This is a genomic window from Streptomyces sp. ATexAB-D23, from assembly GCF_000373645.1.
GTDB classification, from domain to species: domain Bacteria; phylum Actinomycetota; class Actinomycetes; order Streptomycetales; family Streptomycetaceae; genus Streptomyces; species Streptomyces castrisilvae.
Genome location: NZ_KB892004.1, coordinates 185,195 through 206,327 on the forward strand (window position 1 = coordinate 185,195; position 21,133 = coordinate 206,327).

21 protein-coding genes and 1 riboswitch are annotated in these 21,133 nt (G+C 74.0%); of the genes, 20 read left to right on the forward strand and 1 reads right to left on the reverse strand.

All coding sequences use genetic code 11. The annotated features are described in order from the left end of the window. The first annotated feature begins 5 nt into the window (after positions 1 to 5). The 13 genes from B082_RS0106620 to B082_RS0106680 all read left to right on the forward strand — a co-directional run bounded on the left by B082_RS0106620 (position 6) and on the right by B082_RS0106680 (position 13,113). Positions 6 to 965, forward strand: a complete 960-nt coding sequence (locus B082_RS0106620; protein ID WP_018551025.1) for a carbohydrate ABC transporter permease — start codon at positions 6 to 8, stop codon at positions 963 to 965. Positions 966 to 1,087: 122 nt separating this feature from the next. After that, on the forward strand, positions 1,088 to 2,713 hold the full coding sequence (locus B082_RS0106625) for a glycoside hydrolase family 13 protein (RefSeq protein ID WP_018551026.1): 1,626 nt from the start codon (positions 1,088 to 1,090) through the stop codon (positions 2,711 to 2,713). Between the two features lie 103 nt (positions 2,714 to 2,816). Then, positions 2,817 to 3,143 carry a cupin gene (locus B082_RS0106630; protein ID WP_018551027.1) on the forward strand — a complete coding sequence of 109 codons (327 nt, stop codon included), beginning with the start codon at positions 2,817 to 2,819 and terminating at the stop codon, positions 3,141 to 3,143. A 98-nt stretch (positions 3,144 to 3,241) separates the two neighbouring features. Beyond that, positions 3,242 to 3,868, forward strand: a complete 627-nt coding sequence (locus B082_RS0106635; protein WP_018551028.1) for a GNAT family N-acetyltransferase — start codon at positions 3,242 to 3,244, stop codon at positions 3,866 to 3,868. 99 nt (positions 3,869 to 3,967) lie between these two features. Beyond that, entirely contained in the window at positions 3,968 to 4,840 is an 873-nt protein-coding gene (locus tag B082_RS0106640) for a hypothetical protein (RefSeq protein ID WP_018551029.1), read from the forward strand. Positions 4,841 to 4,952: 112 nt separating this feature from the next. After that, the gene (locus tag B082_RS0106645; protein ID WP_018551030.1) at positions 4,953 to 6,197 is read left to right on the forward strand and encodes a beta-ketoacyl-[acyl-carrier-protein] synthase family protein; all 1,245 of its coding nucleotides are present in this window, start codon (positions 4,953 to 4,955) and stop codon (positions 6,195 to 6,197) included. Between the two features lie 50 nt (positions 6,198 to 6,247). Next, positions 6,248 to 8,149, forward strand: a complete 1,902-nt coding sequence (locus B082_RS0106650) for an acyl-CoA dehydrogenase (protein WP_018551031.1) — start codon at positions 6,248 to 6,250, stop codon at positions 8,147 to 8,149. Continuing rightward, positions 8,146 to 8,301 (forward strand): hypothetical protein, encoded by a 156-nt coding sequence (locus B082_RS39145; RefSeq protein WP_018551032.1) that lies wholly within the window; start codon positions 8,146 to 8,148, stop codon positions 8,299 to 8,301. Before B082_RS0106650 ends, B082_RS39145 begins: the two co-directional genes overlap by 4 nt. Positions 8,302 to 8,392: 91 nt before the next feature. Next, positions 8,393 to 8,653: an acyl carrier protein gene (locus B082_RS0106660; RefSeq protein WP_018551033.1), complete on the forward strand. Its 261-nt coding sequence runs from the start codon at positions 8,393 to 8,395 to the stop codon at positions 8,651 to 8,653. After that, entirely contained in the window at positions 8,650 to 9,873 is a 1,224-nt protein-coding gene (locus B082_RS0106665; RefSeq protein ID WP_018551034.1) for a beta-ketoacyl-[acyl-carrier-protein] synthase family protein, read from the forward strand. The genes B082_RS0106660 and B082_RS0106665 overlap by 4 nt, the downstream gene beginning before the upstream one ends. A gap of 74 nt (positions 9,874 to 9,947) precedes the next feature. Then, positions 9,948 to 10,136, forward strand: a riboswitch (cobalamin riboswitch). 33 nt (positions 10,137 to 10,169) lie between these two features. Then, positions 10,170 to 11,240, forward strand: coding sequence for an ABC transporter substrate-binding protein (locus tag B082_RS0106670; RefSeq protein WP_037709571.1), 1,071 nt, complete (start codon positions 10,170 to 10,172; stop codon positions 11,238 to 11,240). Continuing rightward, entirely contained in the window at positions 11,237 to 12,328 is a 1,092-nt protein-coding gene (locus B082_RS0106675; protein ID WP_018551036.1) for an iron chelate uptake ABC transporter family permease subunit, read from the forward strand. Before B082_RS0106670 ends, B082_RS0106675 begins: the two co-directional genes overlap by 4 nt. Further along, on the forward strand, positions 12,325 to 13,113 hold the full coding sequence (locus tag B082_RS0106680) for an ABC transporter ATP-binding protein (protein ID WP_018551037.1): 789 nt from the start codon (positions 12,325 to 12,327) through the stop codon (positions 13,111 to 13,113). The genes B082_RS0106675 and B082_RS0106680 overlap by 4 nt, the downstream gene beginning before the upstream one ends. A 93-nt stretch (positions 13,114 to 13,206) precedes the next feature. On the opposite strand, the gene B082_RS0106685 is transcribed toward B082_RS0106680, so the two are convergent. Continuing rightward, positions 13,207 to 14,238 (reverse strand): PRC and DUF2382 domain-containing protein, encoded by a 1,032-nt coding sequence (locus tag B082_RS0106685; protein WP_018551038.1) that lies wholly within the window; start codon positions 14,236 to 14,238, stop codon positions 13,207 to 13,209. Between the two features lie 269 nt (positions 14,239 to 14,507). Between B082_RS0106685 and B082_RS35745 the strand changes: the two genes are divergently transcribed. The 7 genes from B082_RS35745 (at position 14,508) to B082_RS0106720 (ending at position 21,054) form a co-directional block, all read left to right on the forward strand. After that, entirely contained in the window at positions 14,508 to 15,290 is a 783-nt protein-coding gene (locus tag B082_RS35745) for an adenosylcobinamide amidohydrolase (protein WP_234018120.1), read from the forward strand. Next, on the forward strand, positions 15,287 to 16,192 hold the full coding sequence (locus B082_RS0106695; RefSeq protein WP_018551040.1) for an NAD(P)-dependent oxidoreductase: 906 nt from the start codon (positions 15,287 to 15,289) through the stop codon (positions 16,190 to 16,192). Before B082_RS35745 ends, B082_RS0106695 begins: the two co-directional genes overlap by 4 nt. 245 nt (positions 16,193 to 16,437) lie before the next feature. Then, the gene (locus B082_RS0106700; RefSeq protein WP_018551041.1) at positions 16,438 to 17,355 is read left to right on the forward strand and encodes an NADP-dependent oxidoreductase; all 918 of its coding nucleotides are present in this window, start codon (positions 16,438 to 16,440) and stop codon (positions 17,353 to 17,355) included. After that, positions 17,352 to 18,104, forward strand: coding sequence for a GNAT family N-acetyltransferase (locus B082_RS0106705; protein ID WP_018551042.1), 753 nt, complete (start codon positions 17,352 to 17,354; stop codon positions 18,102 to 18,104). Before B082_RS0106700 ends, B082_RS0106705 begins: the two co-directional genes overlap by 4 nt. Before the next feature lie 168 nt (positions 18,105 to 18,272). Beyond that, positions 18,273 to 19,487 carry a PP2C family protein-serine/threonine phosphatase gene (locus tag B082_RS0106710; protein ID WP_018551043.1) on the forward strand — a complete coding sequence of 405 codons (1,215 nt, stop codon included), beginning with the start codon at positions 18,273 to 18,275 and terminating at the stop codon, positions 19,485 to 19,487. Between the two features lie 98 nt (positions 19,488 to 19,585). Next, complete coding sequence (locus B082_RS0106715) at positions 19,586 to 20,281, forward strand: TetR family transcriptional regulator (protein WP_018551044.1); 696 nt, start codon at positions 19,586 to 19,588, stop codon at positions 20,279 to 20,281. Beyond that, on the forward strand, positions 20,278 to 21,054 hold the full coding sequence (locus B082_RS0106720; RefSeq protein ID WP_018551045.1) for an SDR family NAD(P)-dependent oxidoreductase: 777 nt from the start codon (positions 20,278 to 20,280) through the stop codon (positions 21,052 to 21,054). Before B082_RS0106715 ends, B082_RS0106720 begins: the two co-directional genes overlap by 4 nt. The last annotated feature ends 79 nt before the right edge of the window (positions 21,055 to 21,133 follow it).

Here is a 21,133-nt window from a genome sequence, read left to right on the forward strand (position 1 = left end):
ACACCATGGCATCGAACACGTTGGTCTCCCGGCGCGGGAGCACCGCACGCAAGTCGGCCCGGCGCGGGAACGAGGGCGCCGCCGACCGCAGCCGGCAGCGCACCCTGATCTCACCGGCCCAGCTCGGCAGACGCCGCGGCAAGGTCTTCTACTGGGTCGTCTTCGCCCTGGTGATGGTCCTGTTCACGGTGGTCTTCCTCGGCCCCCTGTACTGGATGGTCACCGGCGGCCTCAAGACCACCCAGGAAGTGGTGCAGAGCCCGCCCACCGCCTTCCCCAGCTCCATCCACACCGAGAACTACAAGCAGGCCTGGACCGTGATGGACCTGTCCAGGCTGCTCTTCAACACCCTGTACTACGCCTTCGGAGCGCTCGCCTTCCAGCTGATCTTCGACGTCGCGGCCGCCTACTCGCTCTCCAAGCTGCGGCCGGTGTTCGGCAAGGTCATCCTCGGCATGATGCTGGCCACCCTGATGATCCCCGCCACCGTGCTCGTCGTCCCGCAGTACCTCACGGTCCTGGACGTGCCCGTCTTCCAGCGGAACCTCGTCAACTCGCCCTGGGCGATCTGGCTGCCGTCGGTCACCAACGCCTTCAACATCTTCCTGCTGAAGCGGTTCTTCGACTCCATCCCCGGCGAACTGCTCGACGCCGCCGCCATGGACGGCGCCTCACCCCTGCGCACCCTGCGCTCGATCGTCCTGCCCATCTCCCGGCCGATCCTCGGAGTCGTGTCCATCTTCGCCGTCGTCGGCGTGTGGAAGGACTTCCTCTGGCCGATGCTCACCCTGCCCGACCCGAACAAGCAGACGCTCAACGTGGGCATCTACTCACTGGCCAGCGGTGTACCGGAGAACGTCCTCATCGCCGCACTCACCATCGCCTCGATCCCCACGCTGCTCATCTTCCTGATCTTCCAGCGCAACATCATGAGCGGTCTGACCGCGGGCGGCCTCAAGGGCTGACTCCCGCCCCGGGGGGCACGCCCCCGGACCGCCACCCCCTCAGCACTCCGCCGCCGGCCCTTCCATCCTGCCCCGCTTGCCGGGCCGGCGGCGGAGTACCACCTGCCCGAAAGGAACGCCACGTGGCAGCCAACCGTCCGTCCGAGGCCACCGCACACTGGTGGCGCGACGCCGCCATCTACCAGATCTACGTACGCAGCTTCGCCGACGGCGACGGCGACGGTACCGGCGATCTGGCGGGGGTACGGGCCAAGCTTCCCTACCTCGTGGAACTGGGCGTGGACGCGCTCTGGTTCACCCCCTGGTACCTGTCGCCCCTGGCCGACGGCGGCTACGACGTGGCCGACTACCGCACGATCGACCCCGCCTTCGGCACCCTCGCCGAAGCCGAGAAACTGATCGCCGAGGCCCGCGAACTGGGCATCCGCACCATCATCGACATCGTGCCCAACCACGTCTCCGACCAGCACGCCTGGTTCCGTGCCGCCCTCGAAGCCGGCTCCGGCAGCCCCGAACGCGACCTCTTCCACTTCCGCAAGGGCCGCGGCGCGAACGGTGAGATCCCCCCCAACGACTGGGTCTCCGAATTCGGCGGCACCCCCTGGACCAGGCTGGAGGACGGCGAGTGGTACCTCCACCTCTTCGCCACCCAGCAGCCCGACCTCAACTGGGCCCACCCCGCTGTCCGCCAGGAGCACGAGGACGTGCTGCGCTTCTGGTTCGAACGCGGCGTCGCGGGCGTGCGCATCGACTCCGCCGCCCTGCTCGCCAAGGACCCCGCGCTGCCCGACTTCGTCATCGGCACCGACCCGCACCCCTTCGTGGACCGGGACGAACTGCACGACATCTACCGCTCCTGGCGCGCCATAGCCGACGAGTACGGCGGGGTCTTCGTCGGCGAGGTCTGGCTCCCCGACACCGAGCGGTTCGCCCGCTACCTGCGCCCCGACGAACTGCACACCGCCTTCAACTTCAACTTCCTGGCCTGCCCCTGGGAGGCCGGACTGCTCAGGACCGCCATCGACGACACCCTCGCCGAGCACGCCTCGGTCGGCGCGCCCGCCACCTGGGTGCTGTGCAATCACGACGTGACCCGGACCGTCACCCGCTACGGCCGCGCGGAGACCGGGTTCGACTTCGCGGCCAAGACCTTCGGCACCCCCACCGACCTGGCGCTCGGCACCCGCCGGGCCCGCGCCGCGGCCCTCCTCTCGCTGGCCCTGCCCGGCGCGGCCTACCTCTACCAGGGCGAGGAACTCGGGCTGCCGGAGGCCGACATCCCGCTGGACCGCATCCAGGACCCGATGCACTTCCGCAAGAACGGCACCGACCCGGGCCGGGACGGCTGCCGCGTCCCGCTGCCCTGGGCGGCCGGCGAACCGCACGCCGGATTCGGGGCCACCATGGACCCCTGGCTCCCGCAGCCGGACGACTGGTCCGGGTACGCCGCCGACGTCCAGAGCACGGACCCGGACTCGATGCTCAGCCTCTACCGCGAGGCCCTGCGGCTGCGGCGCACCGAACCCGGCTTCGGGACCGGGGGGGAGCCCGGCATCCAGCGGCTGACCTGGCTGGACGCCGCGCCCGGTGTGCTCGCCTTCGCCCGGACCGACGGACTCCTGTGCGTCGTCAATCTGGCCGCCGACGCCGCGGCCCTGCCCCCGCACAGCGCGCTGCTGCTCGCCAGCGGCCCCCTGGACGGGGCGGGACGCCTCCCGCAGGACACGGCGGTGTGGCTGCGCGCCTGACACCGCCGCGGCCGCACCCCGGCCCGGTCGCGGACGCGTGGGAGCGCGACCGTGGCCGGGCCGCAGGTTCGCGGCCGGGCCGGGGCTGCGGCACAGTGGGCATATGGACGCTCCCAACGATCTGAACGCCCTCGCCGCCGAGCACCTGGCCGCCGCCCGCACCTCCCCGCACGGCCGCAGCGCCCACCTCCTGCTCCACCAGGACCCGCTGCGCCAGACCGTCATCGCGCTGACCTCGGGCTCCGCGCTCGACGAGCACAACGCCCCGCCCGCCGCCTCGCTCCAGGTGCTGCGCGGCTCGGTCCGGCTCACCGCCGCGTCCGGCGACGTGGAACTGGCGCCCGGCCGCCTGCACCCGATCCCGCAGGAGCGGCACGGGCTGCTCGCCCTGGAGGACGCCGTCGTCCTCCTGACGGCCGTCAACCCCTGAGAACACCCCGCCCGTGGCCGGTTCTTCGCGGTGAAGTCCTCCGCGAGGACCCGGCCCGGCCCTTGTGGGAGCGCTCTCAGCATCGGCAGGATGACTCCGTGACCCAGCTCCCCGGCCCACGGGCCTACCACCCCGGCGACCGCGCCGCCCTCTCGGACATCTGCATACGCACGGCAGCGGGCGGCGACGACGCCCGGCACCTGTACCCCGACCCCGAACTGGTGCCGTCGATCTTCGCCACGCCCTACGCCGTCCTGGAGCCCGACCTCACCTTCGTCCTCGACGACGGCACCGGCCGCGCGGTCGGATACATCCTCGGCACCGCCGACACACCGCGCTTCGTGAAGCAGTTCCGCGAGCGGTGGCTGCCCCGGGTGGAGGACCGCTACCCGCGCCCCGAAGGCCCGCCGCGCAGCCCCACCGACGAGATGACCGCCCTCCTGCACGACCCCGAGCGGATGGTCCTGCCCGAACTCGCCGCCCACCCCGCCCACCTGCACATCGACCTGCTGCCCGACTGGCAGCGCAAGGGGTACGGCAGAGACCTGATGCGCACCTTCCTCGCGGCCCTGAACACCAGGGGCGTCGCGGGTGTCCATCTGTCCATGCTCACCGCCAACACCCCGGCCAGGGCCTTCTACGACCGGCTCGGCTTCAGAGAGATCCACGTCCCCGACCCCGGGCCCGTCACCTACCTGGTACGCGGCACGGAGGCGGATCTGTAGGACCTTTCGTCACTCCAGAGGGTGCCGCCGGGATTCGCTGGGCAGGTACTCGTTGACCGCCGCCGCCGGGCGGCGCGTTCCGGCTGGGAGGCGTGTGACGTGAGGGAACGGACCGGTTGGCAGTTCACCGACGACCGCGGGCAGTTGGCGGCCCGCGAGGAGCGCCCGCAGCGGGTGCTCGCCTACATCCAGGCAGGCGCGACCCTGTGGGACCACGGGATACGGCCGGCCGGCCTGTTCGGCTCCGGTCACGACGACCCCGCCGCGCCCGACGCGGCGAAGACCGGCTCGCTCCCCCTGGACGAGATCGCGTACGCCGGGGCGGGCCCCGCCCTGGACGTGGACGCCCTGCTGCGCGGCGCGCCGGACCTCGTGGTCGCCGTCAGCTACGGCGGCGGCCAGGTCTACGGCCTCGACCCGGAGACCGCCAAACACCTGGAGGGCCACGTCCCGGTCGTCGTCATCGACGTCGGCCAGGCGCGCACCCTCGCCGAGATCGGTGAGCGCTTCGCCCGACTGGCCCGCTCGCTCGGTGCCGAGGAGCCCGCGGCGGCGACCCGGGAGCTGGACGCCGCCAGGAACCGGCTGCGCGCGCTCAACGCGGCCGGTGACGGGCCGACGGTCCTGGCCCTGTCACCGGCGGGCCAGGAACAGGCGCACCTGGCCCGCCCCCGCATGTGGCCCGAGCTGCGGGTGCTGAGCGAATTGGGCGTCAACCTCGTGGAGCCCGCCGAAGGGCCGGGTGCCAACTGGTCCACGACCGCCTACACCGAGGCCGCCGGCCTGCGCCCCGCCGTCGTCCTCGCCGACATCCGGTCCAACGCCACGCCGCTGGACGAGCTCCGGTCCAACGCCGGCTGGACGGCCGTCGCGGGCGCGGCCCGGGTGGTGCCGTGGAACCCGGAACCGGTGTGCAGCGCCCATGCGCACGCCAGGTTCCTGGAGCTCGTGGCCGACGCCTTGGAGAACTGAGGACACCGGCCACCCGCCGGCGGACACATTCGGCACGGCTGCCCGCACCCTCGGCGGTGCCTGCCGCGTTGGCCCTTCGGTGGGTCCGAACGAGGCAGGGGAGGTCCGCGGCATGGCGCGGGAGAAGGACACGACCGTGGTGACGGGCCTGGGCCTGGTGACGCCCGTGGGCGCCGACGAGGACGCCTTCTGGGCCGGCCTGTGCGCGGGCCGGTCGGTGGCCAGGCGCTGTGAGGAACTGGCCGGTCTGCCGGCCGACTTCGCCTGCCGGGCCGACGGGACCGACCTGGACGAAGCGGTCGGCGGGCGGGCCGGCTGGCGGATGGCGCGGTTCGTGAAGCTGGCCCTGGTCGCCGCGCGCCGAGCCGTCGCCGACGCCGGGCTGCGCCCGCCGGGCTGGGACGGCGACCGGGTGGGCGTCGTGCTGGGCGTCGGCGTCGGCGGCGTCACCGCCCTCGTGGACAACGTCCGCAGGCTCGACAGCGGCGGCCCGCAGGCCGTCTCCCCGCTCCTGGCGCCGATGATGATGCCCAACGCGGCCGCCGGCGAGATCGCCATCGACCTGGGGGCCCGCGGCCCGAGCCTCGCCCCGGCCACGGCCTGCGCCTCGGGCGCCACCGCCCTCGCCACCGCCCACGACCTCCTGGCCACCGGCCGGTGCGACATCGTGATCGCGGGCGGCGCCGAATCCGTGCTGACCCCCCTGGTGGTGACGGCCTTCGCGCAGATGGGCGCGCTGTCCGTACGCACCGCGGACCCGTCTGCCGCGTCCCGGCCGTTCGCCGCCGACCGCGACGGCTTCGTCCTCGGCGAGGGCGCCGCCGTGCTGGTCCTGGAGCGGTCCGGGCACGCGGCGGCCCGGGGAGGCAGGGCGCGGGCCGTCCTCGCCGGGGCCGGAGCCGCCACGGACGCCCACCACCCCACCGCCCCCGACCCCGGCGGCCACGGCGCCCGGCGCGCCGTCGAAGCGGCCCTGGACGGCGCCGGATGGGCCGCACACGAGGTCGACCACATCAACGCCCACGGCACCTCGACCCCGCTGAACGACGCCATGGAGGCCGGCCTGATCGCCCGCCTCTTCCCCCACCGCCCCTCGGTGACCGCCCCCAAGGGCGTCATCGGCCACACCCTCGCCGCCGGCGGCGCGATCGAGGCCGCCGCCACCGTGCTGACCCTGGAACACGGCGTCGTCCCGCCCATCGCCAACCTGGAGGCCCCGCCCGCCGAGTGGGACATCGACTGCGTGACCAAGCAGCCGCGACACCAGCGGGTGGAGCGGGCCGTCAGCCATTCCTTCGGCTTCGGCGGACACAACGTCGCGCTCGCCTTCGAACACATCCGGCACGCCGGCAGGTGAACAACTGCGCGATCACGGTGTCCTGACGGTGCGCCGGTCGTTCCCCGTGTATGACCACCACTCTCGACAGCCCCGACGCCCCGGGGACCGGTGCCGACCCCCTCGCCCGCCCGCTCACCTCCGTGCTCCTCGGCGCCGACGCCCACCGCGAGCACGGCTTCTGGCGCAGGCTCATCGCCACCGAACCGTTCCGCCTGCCCACCGGGCCGCGGACGGGCGGCACCCCGGAGGAGCGCCTCGCACGCGCGTACGCCCGGCTGCGCACCCTCAACGACGCCCTGGACAGCGCGGCCCGCCCGGCCTGTGACCCCCGGGCCCTGGCCGCGCTGCACGAATGGCTCGCCCCGGTCGACCCGGCGCTCGCCACCATCGCCGGCATCCACTACAACCTCTTCCTCGGCAGCCTCATCGACCACGACACCGGCTGCCCCCGCGACCTGTCGGACTACCTGCTGCTGCGGCGCACCGGGACGTTCCTGTGCACGGAGGTCGACCACGGTAACGACGCCGCCGCCATCGAGACGACCGCCACCTACGACCCCGTGCGCGACGGGTTCGTCGTGCACACCCCGCACTGCGGTGCCCAGAAGTTCATGCCCAACACCGGACCGGCCGGCGGCCCCAAGTCCGGGCTCGTCGCCGCACGCCTGATCGCCGACGGCACCGACCACGGCGTCTTCCTCCTGCTCGTGCCGCTCACGGACGCCGCCCGCCCACTGCCCGGCGTACGCGTCCGCAGACTCCCGGCACGGATGGGCAGCCCCGTCGACCACTGCCTGACCTCCTTCGACCAGGTTTTCGTACGCCGCGACGCCCTGCTCGCTGGCCCGCAGGGGCGGATCGACGACGACGGGGTGTTCCGCAGCGCCACCGAGGGCCGCAGACGCCGCTTCCTCGCCTCGATCGCCCGGGTCGTCACGGGCCGCATCTGCATGAGCGCCAGCGCCGTCGGCTCCGCCCGCGCCACGCTGGCCGTCGCCGTGCGCTACGGCGGCCACCGGTACGTCTCCGCGGGCCGCCGCTCGCCGCGGGTGCCGGTGATCGCCCACCGCAGCCACCACGGGCCGCTCGCCGAGGCCATGGCCACTGTCTTCGCCATGAGCCTGCTGCACCGCAGGGTCCTGGACCGCTGGGAGGCCGCCGCGGCGGGCCCCGCGGCCGGGCGCGAGGTGGCCGAGCGGCTGGTCGACATCGCCAAGGGGTGGATCACCTGGCGGGCCCGCGAGGTGATCGTCGAGAGCCGGGAACGCTGCGGCGCCCAGGGCCTGCTGGAGAACAACGGGCTGACCGCGCTCGTCACCGGGGTGGAGGGCGCCATCACCGCCGAGGGCGACAACCTCGCCGTCCATGCCAGGGCCGCCGCCACCATGGTCTTCGCCGCCACGGCAGGCCCCGCGCACGAGCCGGCCGCCCATCCGCCGGCCGGCGACCTCACCGACCTGCGGTTCCTGGTCCGCCTCCTGGAGCGGGTGGAGGAGATCCGCTTCGCGCAGGCGGCGGCGCGCATGGCCCCGGTGGCGCACGGCGACCCGCTGGAGCGGTGGAACGCGGCGTCCGGGCCCGCACTGCGCGGGGTCGAGACGCACGCCGCCCGGCAGGCCGCCGAGGCGTACGCGGACGCGGTCGACGCCCTGCCCGCCGGGCCGGCCCGCGACCGGCTGGACGAACTCGCCCGGCTGTTCGCCCTGGGCCAGGTCGCGCGCAGCAGCGGGGTCCTGCTCGCGGCGGGCCACCTGGGCGCCGGCCAGGTCGAGGACCTCACCGAGTGCGTCGAGCGGCTGATCGGCGCGGTGGCGCCCCGGCTGCCGGAGCTCGCCGACTCCTTCGCGTTTCCCGACGAGGTGCTCGACGACTGGCCGATCACGGGGGCCCGTTACGCCGACGCGTACGACGACCCGGACGCCCACTGGCACACCGCCGCCGCCCGGAAGGAAGCGGGGGAGAGCCGATGACGGGCACGCGGACGCGTCGCGCGGCGGACGCCGGACAGGCCCTCGTGGCGGGCGCCGTACTCCTCGCCTACTGGAGCACCGTCGCCCTGTTCGCGCGCTGGTGCGTCCCGCCGCGACCGGGCAGTGGCGAATCGGTTCGCCGCAAGGCGTAACCGGAACGACGCTGCCGAGTTACTCCGGCGTCGGGCGGTGCGCGCCGCCGCCCGGACGCCCCCACCGGATGGGAATGAGGAAAGGAAGACCATGAGCACGATTCACCCCCGGATCACCGACGTACTCAGCCGTACCTTCAAGGTGCCCGTGGCCGAGATCCTCCCGGAATCCACGATGGACAGCCTGGACATGGACTCTCTCGCGGTCGCCGAGTTCGCCGTCGTCCTCAGGGAGACCACCGGGGTCGAACTGGACTCCGCCACCCTGCACCGGCAGACCACCCTCGCCGCTCTCACGGAGTTCCTCCGCGCGTCGGCCGACGGCGGGGCCCCGGTGAGCAACGCCCGATGAAGACACCGGCCATCGCCGTCACGGGGCTGGGCATGATCACCCCGGTCGGCAACGACACCGAGTCCACCTGGGACGGCGTGTGCGCCGCCGTCAGTCCCGCCCGCACCGTCGCCGCCCTCGAAGGGTGCGAGATCGACTTCGCCTGCATGGTCGACGGCATCGACCTGGACGCGACGGTCGGCCGCCGTACGGCCTTCCGCATGGGCAGATACGTCAAGTTCGCGGTACTCGCCGCCCGCGAGGCGGTCGCCGACGCGGGTCTCGACCCGGCCGGCTGGGACGGCAGCCGGGTCGCCGTCGTCGTCGGCACCAGCAGCGGCGGCTCCGCCCACCTCACCGACCAGGCGCTGGTGCTGGAAAGGAGGGGGCCGGAGGCGACCTCGCCGGCCGGCGTCCTGCTGACCATCCCCAACATGCCGGCCGCCGAGATCGCCATCGAGATGCGGGCCACCGGCCCCAGCATGGCCCCTTGCACGGCGTGTTCGTCGGGCGTCACCGCGTTGTCGGTCGCCCGGGACCTGCTCGCCACCGGGCAGTGCGACGTGGCCATCGCGGGAGCCACCGAATCGACGGTCTTCCCGATCGCCATGACCGGATTCGCCAGGTCCGGGGCCGCCGCCCGCGCGGACGGCGACCTGTCCCGGCTCAGCCGCCCCTTCGCCGCCGACCGGGCCGGCCTCGTCATGGGAGAGGGCGCCGCCGTCATGGTGCTGGAGCGGGCGGACGACGCCGAGGCCAGGGGCGCCGAACCCCGCGCCCTGCTCGCCGGTGCCGGCGCCACCACGGACGCCCACCACCCCACCAGCCCGCACCCCGACGGCCGGATCGCCCAGGCAGCCGTCGAGGCCGCGCTGCGCGACGCGGGCTGGCGGGCCGAGGAAGTCGAGCACATCAACGCGCACGGCACCGCGACCCAGCGCAACGACGCCGCCGAAGCCGCCCTCATCAGCCGTGTGTACCCGCACCGGCCCCCCGTCACCGCGCCCAAGGGCGTACTGGGCCACTGCATGGGCGCGGCCGGGGCGATCGAGGCCGGGCTGACGATCCTCACACTCCAGCGCGGAGTCATCCCGCCCGTCGCGAACCTGGACGCCCCCGCGCCCGGGTTCGACATCGACTGCGTCACCAAGCAGCCGCTGGTGCGGCCCGTCGGCCGCGCCATCAGCCACTCCTTCGGCTTCGGCGGTCACAACGCGGTGGTGGCGCTCCGGCGCCCCTGACCGCCGGGCCGGCCGGTGGCGGACGGGGCCGTCCGCCACCGGCTGTTACCGCCGCTGAGCTGCGCGGACGCTCGTGGTAGCGTGCCGGAGCCAGTCGAACTCCACGTATGGGGTCAGGGAATCCGGTGCGAATCCGGAACTGACGCGCAGCGGTGAGGGGGACGGGCGGGGCCACGGCCACTGGGAGACCCACCGTCTCCCGGGAAGGCGTCCCGTCCGAGCGAACCCGAGTCCGAAGACCTGCTGGCAACCGGCGCCCGGACCGGGCGGCGGACACCGTACAGCGGGCCCCGCGCATGGGCCCAGAGACGCCGAGGTACCCCGTGCCCATAGCCGGCCCCGCCCGTTCCGCCGCCCTGTTCACCACCGCCCTCCTGCTGCTGACGGCCTGTGGCCAGAGCCAGAGCCCGCGCGAGGAGACCGGCGCCCAGGGGAAGGCCGGGGGCTATCCGGTCACACTCAAGAACTGCGGACACACCGTCACCGTGAAGACCGCGCCCCGGCGCGCCGTCTCCGTCGACCAGGGCTCGACCGAGATCCTGCTCTCGCTCGGCCTCGCCGACCGGATCGCGGCCACGGCCACCTGGACCGACCCGGTGATGAAGGGCCTGGAGAAGGCCAACGCGTCGGTGACCAGGATCGCCGACAACCGCCCCTCGTCGGAGAAGGTCCTCGACCAGGAGCCCGACTTCGTCAGCGCGTCCTTCGAGTCGACCCTCGCCAAGGGCGGTGTCGCGCCCCGCGAGCAGTTCGAGAAGCTGGGCGTCCCCACCTACGTCTCGCCCGCCGACTGCACGGCCAAGGACAACACCAAGGACGGCGACGGCGTCCGCACCGGCGCCCTGACCATGGACAGCGTCTACGGCGAAGTACGCGACCTGGCCCGCGTGTTCGGCGTACCGGAGCGCGGCGAGAAGCTCGTCGCGCAGCTGCGCACCCGGGTCCGCGAGGCGGCCGAGGGCATCGACGCCTCCGACGCCTCCGTCCTGTACTGGTTCGCCAACTCCGAAGCCCCCTACCTGGCGGGATGCTGCGGAGCCCCCGGCATCATCAGCCGGGAACTCGGCGTGAAGAACGCCTTCGACGACACCCACGACGAGTGGCCCCAGATCAACTGGGAGACCGTCGCCGACCGCAACCCGGACGTCCTGGTCATCGGCGACCTGACCCGCAAGTCGCAGACCGCGGAGAGCGCCGCCGGGAAGATCGCCTTCCTGGAGTCGAACCCGGTCACCAAGAAGATGGACGCCGTCCGCCACAAGCGCTACGTCCTGCTCAGCGGCCAGGCCATGAACCCGTCCATCCGCACGGTCGAGGGCGTGGAGCAGGTGGCCGCCGGGCTCCGCGAGTTCGGGTTCGCGGGGTGACGGACACCGAGAGGACCGCGGCGCCGCGCGAACACACGGCGCCGGCGGCCGGCACCCGCGGCCGCCCCCGCCTGCGGGGCCTGGGCGGCGGGCTCCTCTGGACCGGCGGCCTCCTGCTGCTCGCCCTGTCCGTCGCGGTGGCCGTCACCATCGGCCCGGCCCGGATCTCCGTGGTCGACGTCTGGTCCGCGGTCGCCTCCCACCTCGGCATCGGCGAGGCGCGGCTCAGCCCGATCCGCGACGGCATCATCTGGAACCTGCGCATGCCGCGCACCCTGCTCGCCGCCGTCTGCGGCGCGGGGCTCGCGGTCTGCGGCACCGTCATGCAGTCCCTGCTGCGCAACCCGCTGGCCGACCCGTTCGTCCTCGGCGTCTCCTCCGGGGCGTCCACCGGCGCGGTCCTGGTCGTCGTGCTCGGCGTCGGCGGGGGAGCGATCTCCCTGCCGGCCGGCGCGTTCATCGGGGCGCTCTGCTCCTTCGCCCTGGTCATGCTGCTCAGTCACACCCTCGGCGGCAGCACCGACCGGGTCGTCCTGTCCGGTGTCGCGGCCATGCAGCTCTTCTCCGCGCTCACCTCCTTCGTCGTCATGACGGCCGCCGACGCCGAGCAGACCCGCGGGGTGCTCTTCTGGCTCCTCGGCTCGCTCGGCGGCGTCGGCTGGACCGATGTGTGGCTCTGCTCGGCCGTCCTCGCCGTGGCGCTGCTGGTGTGCCTCGGCCACGCCCGGACGCTCGACGCGTTCGCCTTCGGCCAGGAGGCGGCCGCCGCCCTCGGTGTCCATGTCGGACGCACCCGGACCGTCCTGCTGTGCACGACCGCGCTGCTGACCGCCGCACTCGTCAGCTCGGCCGGCGCCATCGGCTTCGTCGGACTGGTGCTGCCGCACGCCGCCCGCGCCCTCGCCGGCTCGGGCCACCGCAGGCTGCTGCCGGTCACCGCGCTCGCCGGGGCCGTCTTCCTGGTCTGGGTCGACACGCTCGCCCGCACCGTCCTCGATCCGCAGGAGGTTCCGGTGGGCGTCGTCACCGCCCTGATCGGGGTCCCCGCCTTCGTCCTCGTCCTCTACCGCACCAGGCGGGCCACATGAGCGAAACCGCGACCGGCGGCCTCAGGGCCGACCGGGTCGGCAGGGAAGCCGGCGGCCGCCTCGTCCTGGACGGCGTGTCGCTCGCGCCCGAGCCGGGCAGCACCGTCGGGCTGATCGGCCCCAACGGCTCCGGCAAGTCCACGCTGCTGCGCGTCCTGGCCGGGGTACTCGCGCCGCACGCGGGCGTGGTCACGCTCGACGGCGACCCGCTCGCCTCCGTCGGCCGGCGTGCGGTGGCCCGCCGCGTCGCGGTCGTCGACCAGCACGCCGTCACACAGGACGAGCTGTGCGTCCTGGACGTCGTACGCCTGGGCCGCATCCCGCACCGCCGCGCCTGGTCACCCCCGTCGGAGGCAGACGCGGCGGCGGTGGACGAGGCGCTGGAACGTACCGGTCTCACCGGACACCGGGACCAGTCCTGGCACACGCTCTCCGGCGGGGAGCGCCAGCGCGTCCAGATCGCCCGCGCGCTCGCCCAGCAGCCGCGCGAACTCCTGCTGGACGAGCCGACCAACCACCTCGACATCCAGCACCAGCTGGAGCTGCTGTCGCTGGTCGCCGCACTGCCGCTGACCGCCGTCATCGCCCTGCACGACCTCAATATGGCCGCGATGTTCTGCGACCGGATCGTGGTGATGAGCGGGGGACGGGCGGTCGCGGGCGGCACTCCGGAGCAGGTGATCACCGAGGAGCTGATCGAGGACGTCTACCGGGTGCGGGCCGTCGTGACCCCGGAGGGCCCGCAGGGGCGGCCCTCGGTGCGCTTCCGCCCCCGGCGTCCCTGAGCGGGACCGACCCGGAAGACATGCGAGAGGGCGGACCCGACTGGGGGTCCGCCCCTCGCTCTTCGTGCGGTAGGGCCGGTACGGCGGCGGGGGTCAGCGGTGGCGTCCCCGGCCGAAGTCGCCGCCCGTGTCCTTTCCGCCCATGTCCTTTCCGCCCTTGGTGGTGCCGTCCGCGTAGTCGATCTGCTCCTTGCGCAGCTCGGCGGAGACCTCCTTCTGCTCCGTCACCTTCTTGGTTTCCATCCGCACGCGTTCGACCGGGACCGCCTCCTTGCGCATGGTGGCGCGCTCGGCGTGCAGCGTGACCTCCACGTCCTGCTCGGTGAGGTCCCCACGGCCCGCTCCCTTGTCGCCGGGCTGCAGGGGTTCACGGACCACCCGCACCTCCTCGTGCGAGACCGGCACCGTGCGCGTGACGTTCTCGGTGACGACGTACTTGTGCAGGCGGGCCCTGCCGCTCTCGTACTCCTCGGTGCCGATGTGCAGCTGTTCCTCGGAGCGGATCAGCTCGTCCTTGCCGCCCGGGTCGGCGGCGGACCGTTCGGCGCCCGCACCGGCTCCGACCAGCGGACGGCCCGTGCCGGCGGCGTCGGCGTCCCGGTGCTTTCCGGTACCGGTCATGCCGGCGGCCTCCGGGGTGGTGCCGGCCGTCCGCGTCCGGTCGTTGCCGGACCTGCCGGCCGCGCCCATGGCCCCGGCCCCGGCTCCCGCGGCCGCGCCCGTGCCCGCCGCGCCCATCGTGCCGGTGCCCGTGGTGGTCGGGGCGTCGGTACCGGAGCGGTTGCCGAGGTTGTCCTTGGTGTTCCGGGTCAGGCCGTAGTGCCGGTACAGCTCCTCCTCCTCGGAGACGGACAGATGCGCGTCCGCGTCCACCCGGGGAGCTTCCTTGACCTGGTCCTTCGGGTGGGATATGTGCAGGTCGGAGCCCACTCGACGGGCTCCGGCGAGAGGCACGAAACTCTCCTTCATACCGAACAGGCCGGTCTTCACCGTGATCCAGTCCGGGCGGCCGGTGCTGTCGTCGACATACACCCGGCCCACGTTGCCGATCTTTTCGCCCTCGGTGTCGTACACCGTCAGGCCGTCGAGCTCTCCGGAATCCGTGAAACCGTCAGCGGCTCCCATGTCCGATTCCTCCTCGCCCGGGCGCGTCCTGTGGGTGGGTCCAGCAGAGAAGGCGCGTCCGGATTCCATCGCGCCTCACCCGGATGGACGCTGCAACCGCCCGGCCACCGGGGGCGGCGTGCCGTATCCGCTGCGGACCGGCGCAGGCCCAGCACCACGCGGCTGCGGACCTCCTGCGCCAGTTACGCCAATCGGGTGAACGGGGCCGGCCGGGGAGCGGCCGGAACGGGGGAGCGGGGCGGCTCCCGCGGGCCCCTGCCCCGGCACATATGATCAGCGCGTCCCATGCCGACCCACGTCCTGCCGCGCCATCCCGGGGGTGCCCCATCCGTTCCGTACGCATCCGGCTCCCCGAGCAGCGCGGAGAACTGCTGGCCCGGCGCGAGAACGGGCTCGACCTGCGCCACCTCGTGTGGCGGCTGGGGCCGGGCTGGCGGGTGTGCAGCAGTGCGGTGCTGGGCGGCGGTATCGGCCCGCGCGAGTGGATCCTCAACGCCCAGGTGCCGGGCGGATACCCGCGCATGGACCCCGACCGCCACCTGGCCGAGATCGCCGCCGCCGCACAGCTCACCGGCCCCGGCGCGGGACTGATGACCGCAGCCGACGTCACCGCGCACACGGTCGCCGCCGACGAGGGCGTGAGCGCGACCGCCACCTGCGGCCTCGGCGTACGCGGCTGGGCCGCCGCACCCGTCGACGGCACCGGCGGACCGCCGCGCCCCGGGACCGTGAACATCGTCGTCACGCTCCCCGTGCCCCTGACCGACGCCGCCCTCGTCAACGCCGTCGCCACCGCCACGGAGGCCAAGGTGCAGGCGCTCCTGGACGCCGGGCTCGACTGCTCCGGCACCCCCACGGACGCCGTCTGTGTCGCCGCCCCCACCCCGGCGACCGGTGCGGGGGAACCGTTCGCCGGGCCGCGCTCCGTGTGGGGCGCGCGACTCGCCAGAGCCGTGCACGCTGCCGTGCTGGAGGGCGCGGCCAGGCAACCCTGGGACGCCGAAGCCGCCGCGCACCGGACCGGGGCGCGGCCGATGAAGGGAACCCCATGACCTCAGCAGTCCCCGCAGCCCCGCAGCAGCCGGTCGTCGCCGTGCTCGGCACCGGGATCATGGGCGCGGCCATGGCCCGCAGCCTGCTCCGCGCCGGTCTGGAGGTCCGGGCCTGGAACCGCACCCCGGCCAAGGCCGCACCGCTCGCCTCCGACGGCGCCACCGTCACCGAGACGGCGGCCGAGGCCGTGCGCGGCGCCCACCTCGTGCTCACCTCGCTCAGCGACACGACGGCCGTCGCCGCCGCGCTCACCGCCGCGTCCGAGGGGCTGCACCGGGGCCAGGTGCTGCTGCAGACCTCGACGGTCGGGCCGGACGGCGCCGTCGAGCTGGCCCAGCGCGCCGCCGACCTCGGGCTGGTCCACCTCGACGCCCCGGTCGCCGGGACCCGGCAGCCCGCGGAGGCGGGCGCGCTGACCGTCCTCGTCTCCGGCCCCTCGGCCGCCCGTGCGGTGGCCGGACCGGTGCTGGACGCGATCGGGCAGCGCACGGTCTGGGTCGGGGAGGAACCGGGGGCGGCCTCCCGGCTCAAGCTCGTGGTCAACACCTGGGTGGTCAACCTGGTGGGCGGAGTCGCCGAGTGCCTGAACCTCGCCGAGGGTCTGGGCGTCGACCCGCGCGCGTTCCTGGACGTCGTCAAGGGCGGGCCGCTCGACACGGGCTACCTGCAGAGCAAGTCCGCCGCCGTTCTGGACGGGGACCTGACGCCCAGCTTCGCCCTGTCCACGGCTCTCAAGGACACCCGGCTCATTCTCGAAGCGGCCGGGCGGGCCGGTGTCCGGCTGGACCTGACCGCCGCTTCGGCCGCGCGCTTCGAGCGGGCGGAGGCGGACGGACACGGCGACGAGGACATGGTCGCCACCTATTACGCGGGCCGGGCCCCGGAGCGGCACGGCGACTGATCCGGCCGCGCGCCGCCCCGTCGTACGACGGCGAAGACCGCCCCACCGGTACGGGGGAGCCCGGTGGGACGGCCGCCACCAAGAGTGCCACAGGCCGGGGCGCGGCAGGAGCCGACCGGCTCATATCCGGCGGTAGTTGAGTCGAAATCGACGGTCGGGGGAATAGCCGCGCGCCATGCGTCCTTGCCGCAGCTGTGGCGTCCGGCAGCAGGGCGCCGGAGCACGGAACAGGGGAGAAGGAGCTCATGCCGAAGGCGTACGTGTTCACCCGCAACGGCGGACCGGAAGCGGAGGCCCTCGTCGACCTGGAGACGCCGGTCCCGGGCCCGGGGGAACTGCTCGTCGCGGTCCGCACGGCAGGCGTCAACCCGGTCGACTGGAAACTGCGCACCGGATACACCAGGCCCGGCAGCGAGCCGCTGCCGTTTCCCACCGTCTTCGGCAGCGAGGCCGCCGGAGTGGTCCGCGCGACCGGACCGGGCGTCGAGGGGTTCGGGCCGGGCGACGAGGTGTTCGGCAATCCGTTGACCGGCGGGTACGCCGAGTACACACTCCTGCCCGTCGCGGTGACCGCCCACAAGCCGGCCGGTGTCTCGTTCGCCGACGCGGCCGTCCTGCCCGTCGCCGCCGCCACCGCCTACGACGGAGTGCGACAGCTCGGGCTCGGCCCGGGAGCCACGCTGCTGGTCACCGGGGCGGGCGGCGGGGTGGGCAGCGCCGCCGTCCAGCTCGCCCGGCATGCCGGTGTCCGGGTCATCGGTGCCGCGAGCGAGGCCAAGAAGGACTTCGTGGCCTCGCTCGGCGCGGTGCACATCCCCTCCGGACCGGGACTCGCCGACCGGGTACGGGCCGCCGCCCCCGACGGCGTCGATGCCGTCTTCGACCTCGTCGGCGGCGACACGCTGCGCGAGGCGGCCACGCTCGTCGCGCCCGCCGCGCTGATCAGCGCCGGCGGGAAGCCGCTCGTCGAGGAGCTGGGCGGGGCGGCCGTCCGGCGGGCGCGTACCGCCGCGGTCCTGGACGAGGTGGCACGGCTGGTCGCCGAGGGCGTCCTGCGGACCCATGTCACCCGGACCTTCCCGCTCGACCGGGCGGGCGAGGCGCTGCGCGCGGTGGAGGACGGTCACGCGCTCGGCAAGACCGTGATCGAGGTGACCGCGTGAGCGAGTCCCTGATCCCGGCCGGCCACCCGCTGGACGACCCGGTGGGCACCGCGCTGACGGGCCCGCACGCCCACTTCGCCGAGCGCCGGGGCCGCGTCCTGCGCTACCCGCCGGACGTCACCCCCTGGGTCGCGATCCCGCCGGACCCGGGGCCCGCCGACTGGGCCGACGTCGCCGCGCTCGCCGGACCGGGTGGTTCCGTCACGCTCACCGCTTTCCGGCAGCCCCCGCCCGCCGACTGGGAGGTCTCCTTCCACGCCGAGGGCGTCCAGCTCGTGGACGCGGGCGTGGCGGCCGCCCCGCACCCGGAAGCCGTACGGCTCGGCCCCGCCGACGTACCGGAGATGCTCGACCTGGTCGCCCGCACCAGGCCGGGCCCCTTCGAACCCCGTACCGTGGAACTCGGCACCTACCTCGGCATCCGCCGGGGCGGAGCCCTTGTCGCCATGGCCGGCGAACGCCTGCGGCCACCGGGCTGGGGCGAGATCAGCGCGGTCTGCACGGACGAGTCGGTGCGCGGCCAGGGGCTCGGCGGCGGGCTCGTGCGCGCCGTCGCCCATGAGATCAGGCAGCGCGGCGACACCCCGTTCCTGCACGCGGCCGCCTCCAACACCGGGGCCGTCCGGCTCTACGAAGCGCTCGGCTTCGCACTCCGCCGCCGGACCGCGTTCCTCGCTGCGTCCGTCCCCGTCCGGCCGGTGGTCCCGGAGCCCGGCCGACGGGCCGGCACCGCGGCGGCCGGCCGCTGATCCAGGGCCTTCGGCCTCCGGTACGGGGTCCGAAGGCGCCGACGCCCCCTTTCCCGGGACCTTCGGCAGGGACGTGAGGCCGTAAGCCTCGTGTGCGCCACCCCGTTCGCCGGGTCGAATGGAAGGAAGGCCGGCGCCCGGCCGGCAGACCCCCGGAAGGAGAGGACCTTGACCATCGGACTCCTGAGCCGGTCCGCGACCCGGCAGGTGTCGCTCCCCGGCACCGACGCGGGCGAGGCGGCCGTACGCGCCCAGCGCGTCGGGAACGGGGCACTGTTCGGCGGACTGGTCCTGCTGACCGCAGTGATCGCCGGCCTCGACTTCCTCTCCGGCGAGGACCTGCGCCTGGTGCCGCTGCTGGTGGTCGTGCCGGCCCTCGTCTCCGTCTTCGGGACGATGGCGCAGACCGTGGGCGCCGCCTCCTGGGTCATGGTGGTGGCCGTCGGCTCGCGGCTGATGAGCGGCGGGACCTTCTGGGACATCGCCAGCAGCATCATCTTCACCGTCGTGGCCTGCCTTCTCGGGATCGGTGCCTGCGCCCTGCGCATCCGGCACGCCATCGAGATCGCCCGGCTCCGGTCGGCCGCCGTCGCTCTCCAGCGCCAGATCCTGCGCCCCCTGCCCATCCCCACCGACCAGCTCACCGCTCACGGCACCTATACGCCGATCGAGGAGGACCGCCTGGTCGGCGGGGACATCTACGAAGTCGTCCAGTCGGCCTACGGCACCCGCGTGATCATCGGTGACGTCCAGGGCAAGGGCGTTCCCGCCATCGGTGCGGGCTTCGCCGTCCTCGGCGCGTTCCGCGAGGCGGCCATCCGCGAGCCCTCCCTGACCGGCGTCGTCGACGCCCTGGAGGACGCCGTCGCACGGCACAACGCCTTCTCGGCCCAGACCGGCGAGACGGAGCGCTTCGTGACCGCCCTGGTCCTCGGCTTCGACGGCGACGGCCGGGTCCAGGCCGTGAACTGCGGCCACCTGCCGCCCCGCCTGGTGCACGACGGGGTGGCCGTCGCGGTCCCGCTGCGCCGTACCTCGGTGCCGCTGGGCATGGCGGAGCTCAGCAACGAGGGCCGCAGCGCGGAGCGGCTGGACTTCCCTCCCGGCGCGACGCTCCTGCTGTTCACCGACGGAGTGACCGAGGCCCGTGACGCCGACGGCGACTTCTACCCGCTGGACACCCGGCTCGGCCGCTGGGCCCGCCTGGAGCCCCGGGAGCTGCTCGACGCCCTCGAACAGGATCTGGAGGACTTCTCCGGCGGGGTGCGGCGCGACGACATCGCCGTCCTGGCGCTGCGCCGGGCCCCCTCGGCGGTCCCCCGCCCGGCCGAGCCCGCGGGCCAGGAGGCGATGCGCGCGGCCTCGGTGTTCAGCGGGCTGTAGAGCGGGAGAACGGGCCGCGGAGCAAGCGGATCAGGGCACTTCATGTCCCGGCGAGACTCATGTCGCGTCGGGACATTTTCGGGTGTACGGTGAAAAACATGCAAGCGGAACAGAAGCTTCCGGAAAGGCGGAGCCGCAAGGCCCGCCGGACCCGGGACGCCCTGGCGGGGGCGGCATTCGAGCTCGTGCTCGACCGCGGTCTCAGGGACGTGACGGTCGAGGAGATCGCGGAACGCGCGGACGTCGACCGCCGCACCTTCAGCCGGTACTTCGCGAGCAAGGAGGACGCCGTCCTGGACTCCGTCCGGGGCGACGGCGACCGGATCAACGCCGCCCTGCGGGCCCGCCCGGCCGAAGAGCCCCCGCTCACCGCCTACCGCCGGGCCGTACTGGACTGGCTGGCGGACCCGGCCGCGCCGGCCTGGCACCGCCGCCCGAGGATCTTCGAACTGATGGTCCTCGCCGAGCGGGAGCCGACCCTCTACGCCGCGTTCCACCACATCCGGGTGGACGCCCAGGAGGACTCGGTCACCATCGTCGCCGACCGGATCGGGGCCGACCCCCGCAGCGACCTGCGGCCCGCCGTCACGGTCGCCGCCGGAGCCGGCGCACTCCTCGCGGCCCAGGCCGCCTGGGTGCGCGGGAACCGCCCCGACGCGCTGCCCCGGCTCGTCGAGCGGGCCTTCGACGCCCTGGCCGCGGATCTGTTCGCCCGGCCCGCGTCACAGAGCACCACCAGCACTCCCGCGTCACAGAGCACCACCAGCACCACGGAAGGAAACGGCACCTCATGAGCACCACCACCCCCACCCCCAACGGCCAGGAATTCGCCGGCCGCACCGCGCTCGTCACCGGAGGAGCCTCCGGCATCGGCCTGGCCCTCGCCCGCCGGCTCGCCGGCGCGGGCGCCTCGGTCGTCGTGGCCGACTACAACGAGGAGAGCGCCCGCGCGGCGGTCGCCGAACTGGAGAGCGCCGGCGGCCGGGCCGCCGCCGTGGCCATGGACGTCACCGACCCCGCGTCCGTGGAGGCGGGCGTGCGGTTCGCCGTGGACACCTTCGGCGCACTGCACCTCGCGGTGAACAACGCCGGCATCGGCGGGCCGAGCAGCCCGACCGGCGAGTACGCCGTCGAGGACTGGGACCGGGTCGTCGCCACCAACCTCAGCGGCGTCTTCTACTCGATGCGCTACGAACTGCCCGCCATCGTCGCCGCGGGCGGCGGTGCGATCGTCAACATGTCCTCGATCCTCGGTACCAACGGCTTCGCCGGCTCGCCGGCCTACGCCGCCGCCAAGCACGGCGTCGTCGGCCTCACCAAGACCGCCGCCCTCGAATACGCCGCGCAGAACGTCCGGATCAACGCGGTGGGCCCCGGCTTCATCGACACCCCGCTCCTGCGCAACACCGAGGGACCGGCCCGCGACCACCTGATCTCGCTGCACCCGGCCGGGCGTCTCGGCACGGCGGAGGAAGTGGCGGAGCTCGCCGCCTTCCTGCTCTCCGACCGCGCCTCGTTCATCCACGGCAGCTACCACCTGGTGGACGGCGGCTACTCCGCCTCCTGAGCGGCGGACGGGGGCGGGGACGGGGAACGACAACGGGGGAGGCCGGGGGGAACGGGGGGCTCGGGGGCCGGAACAGCCA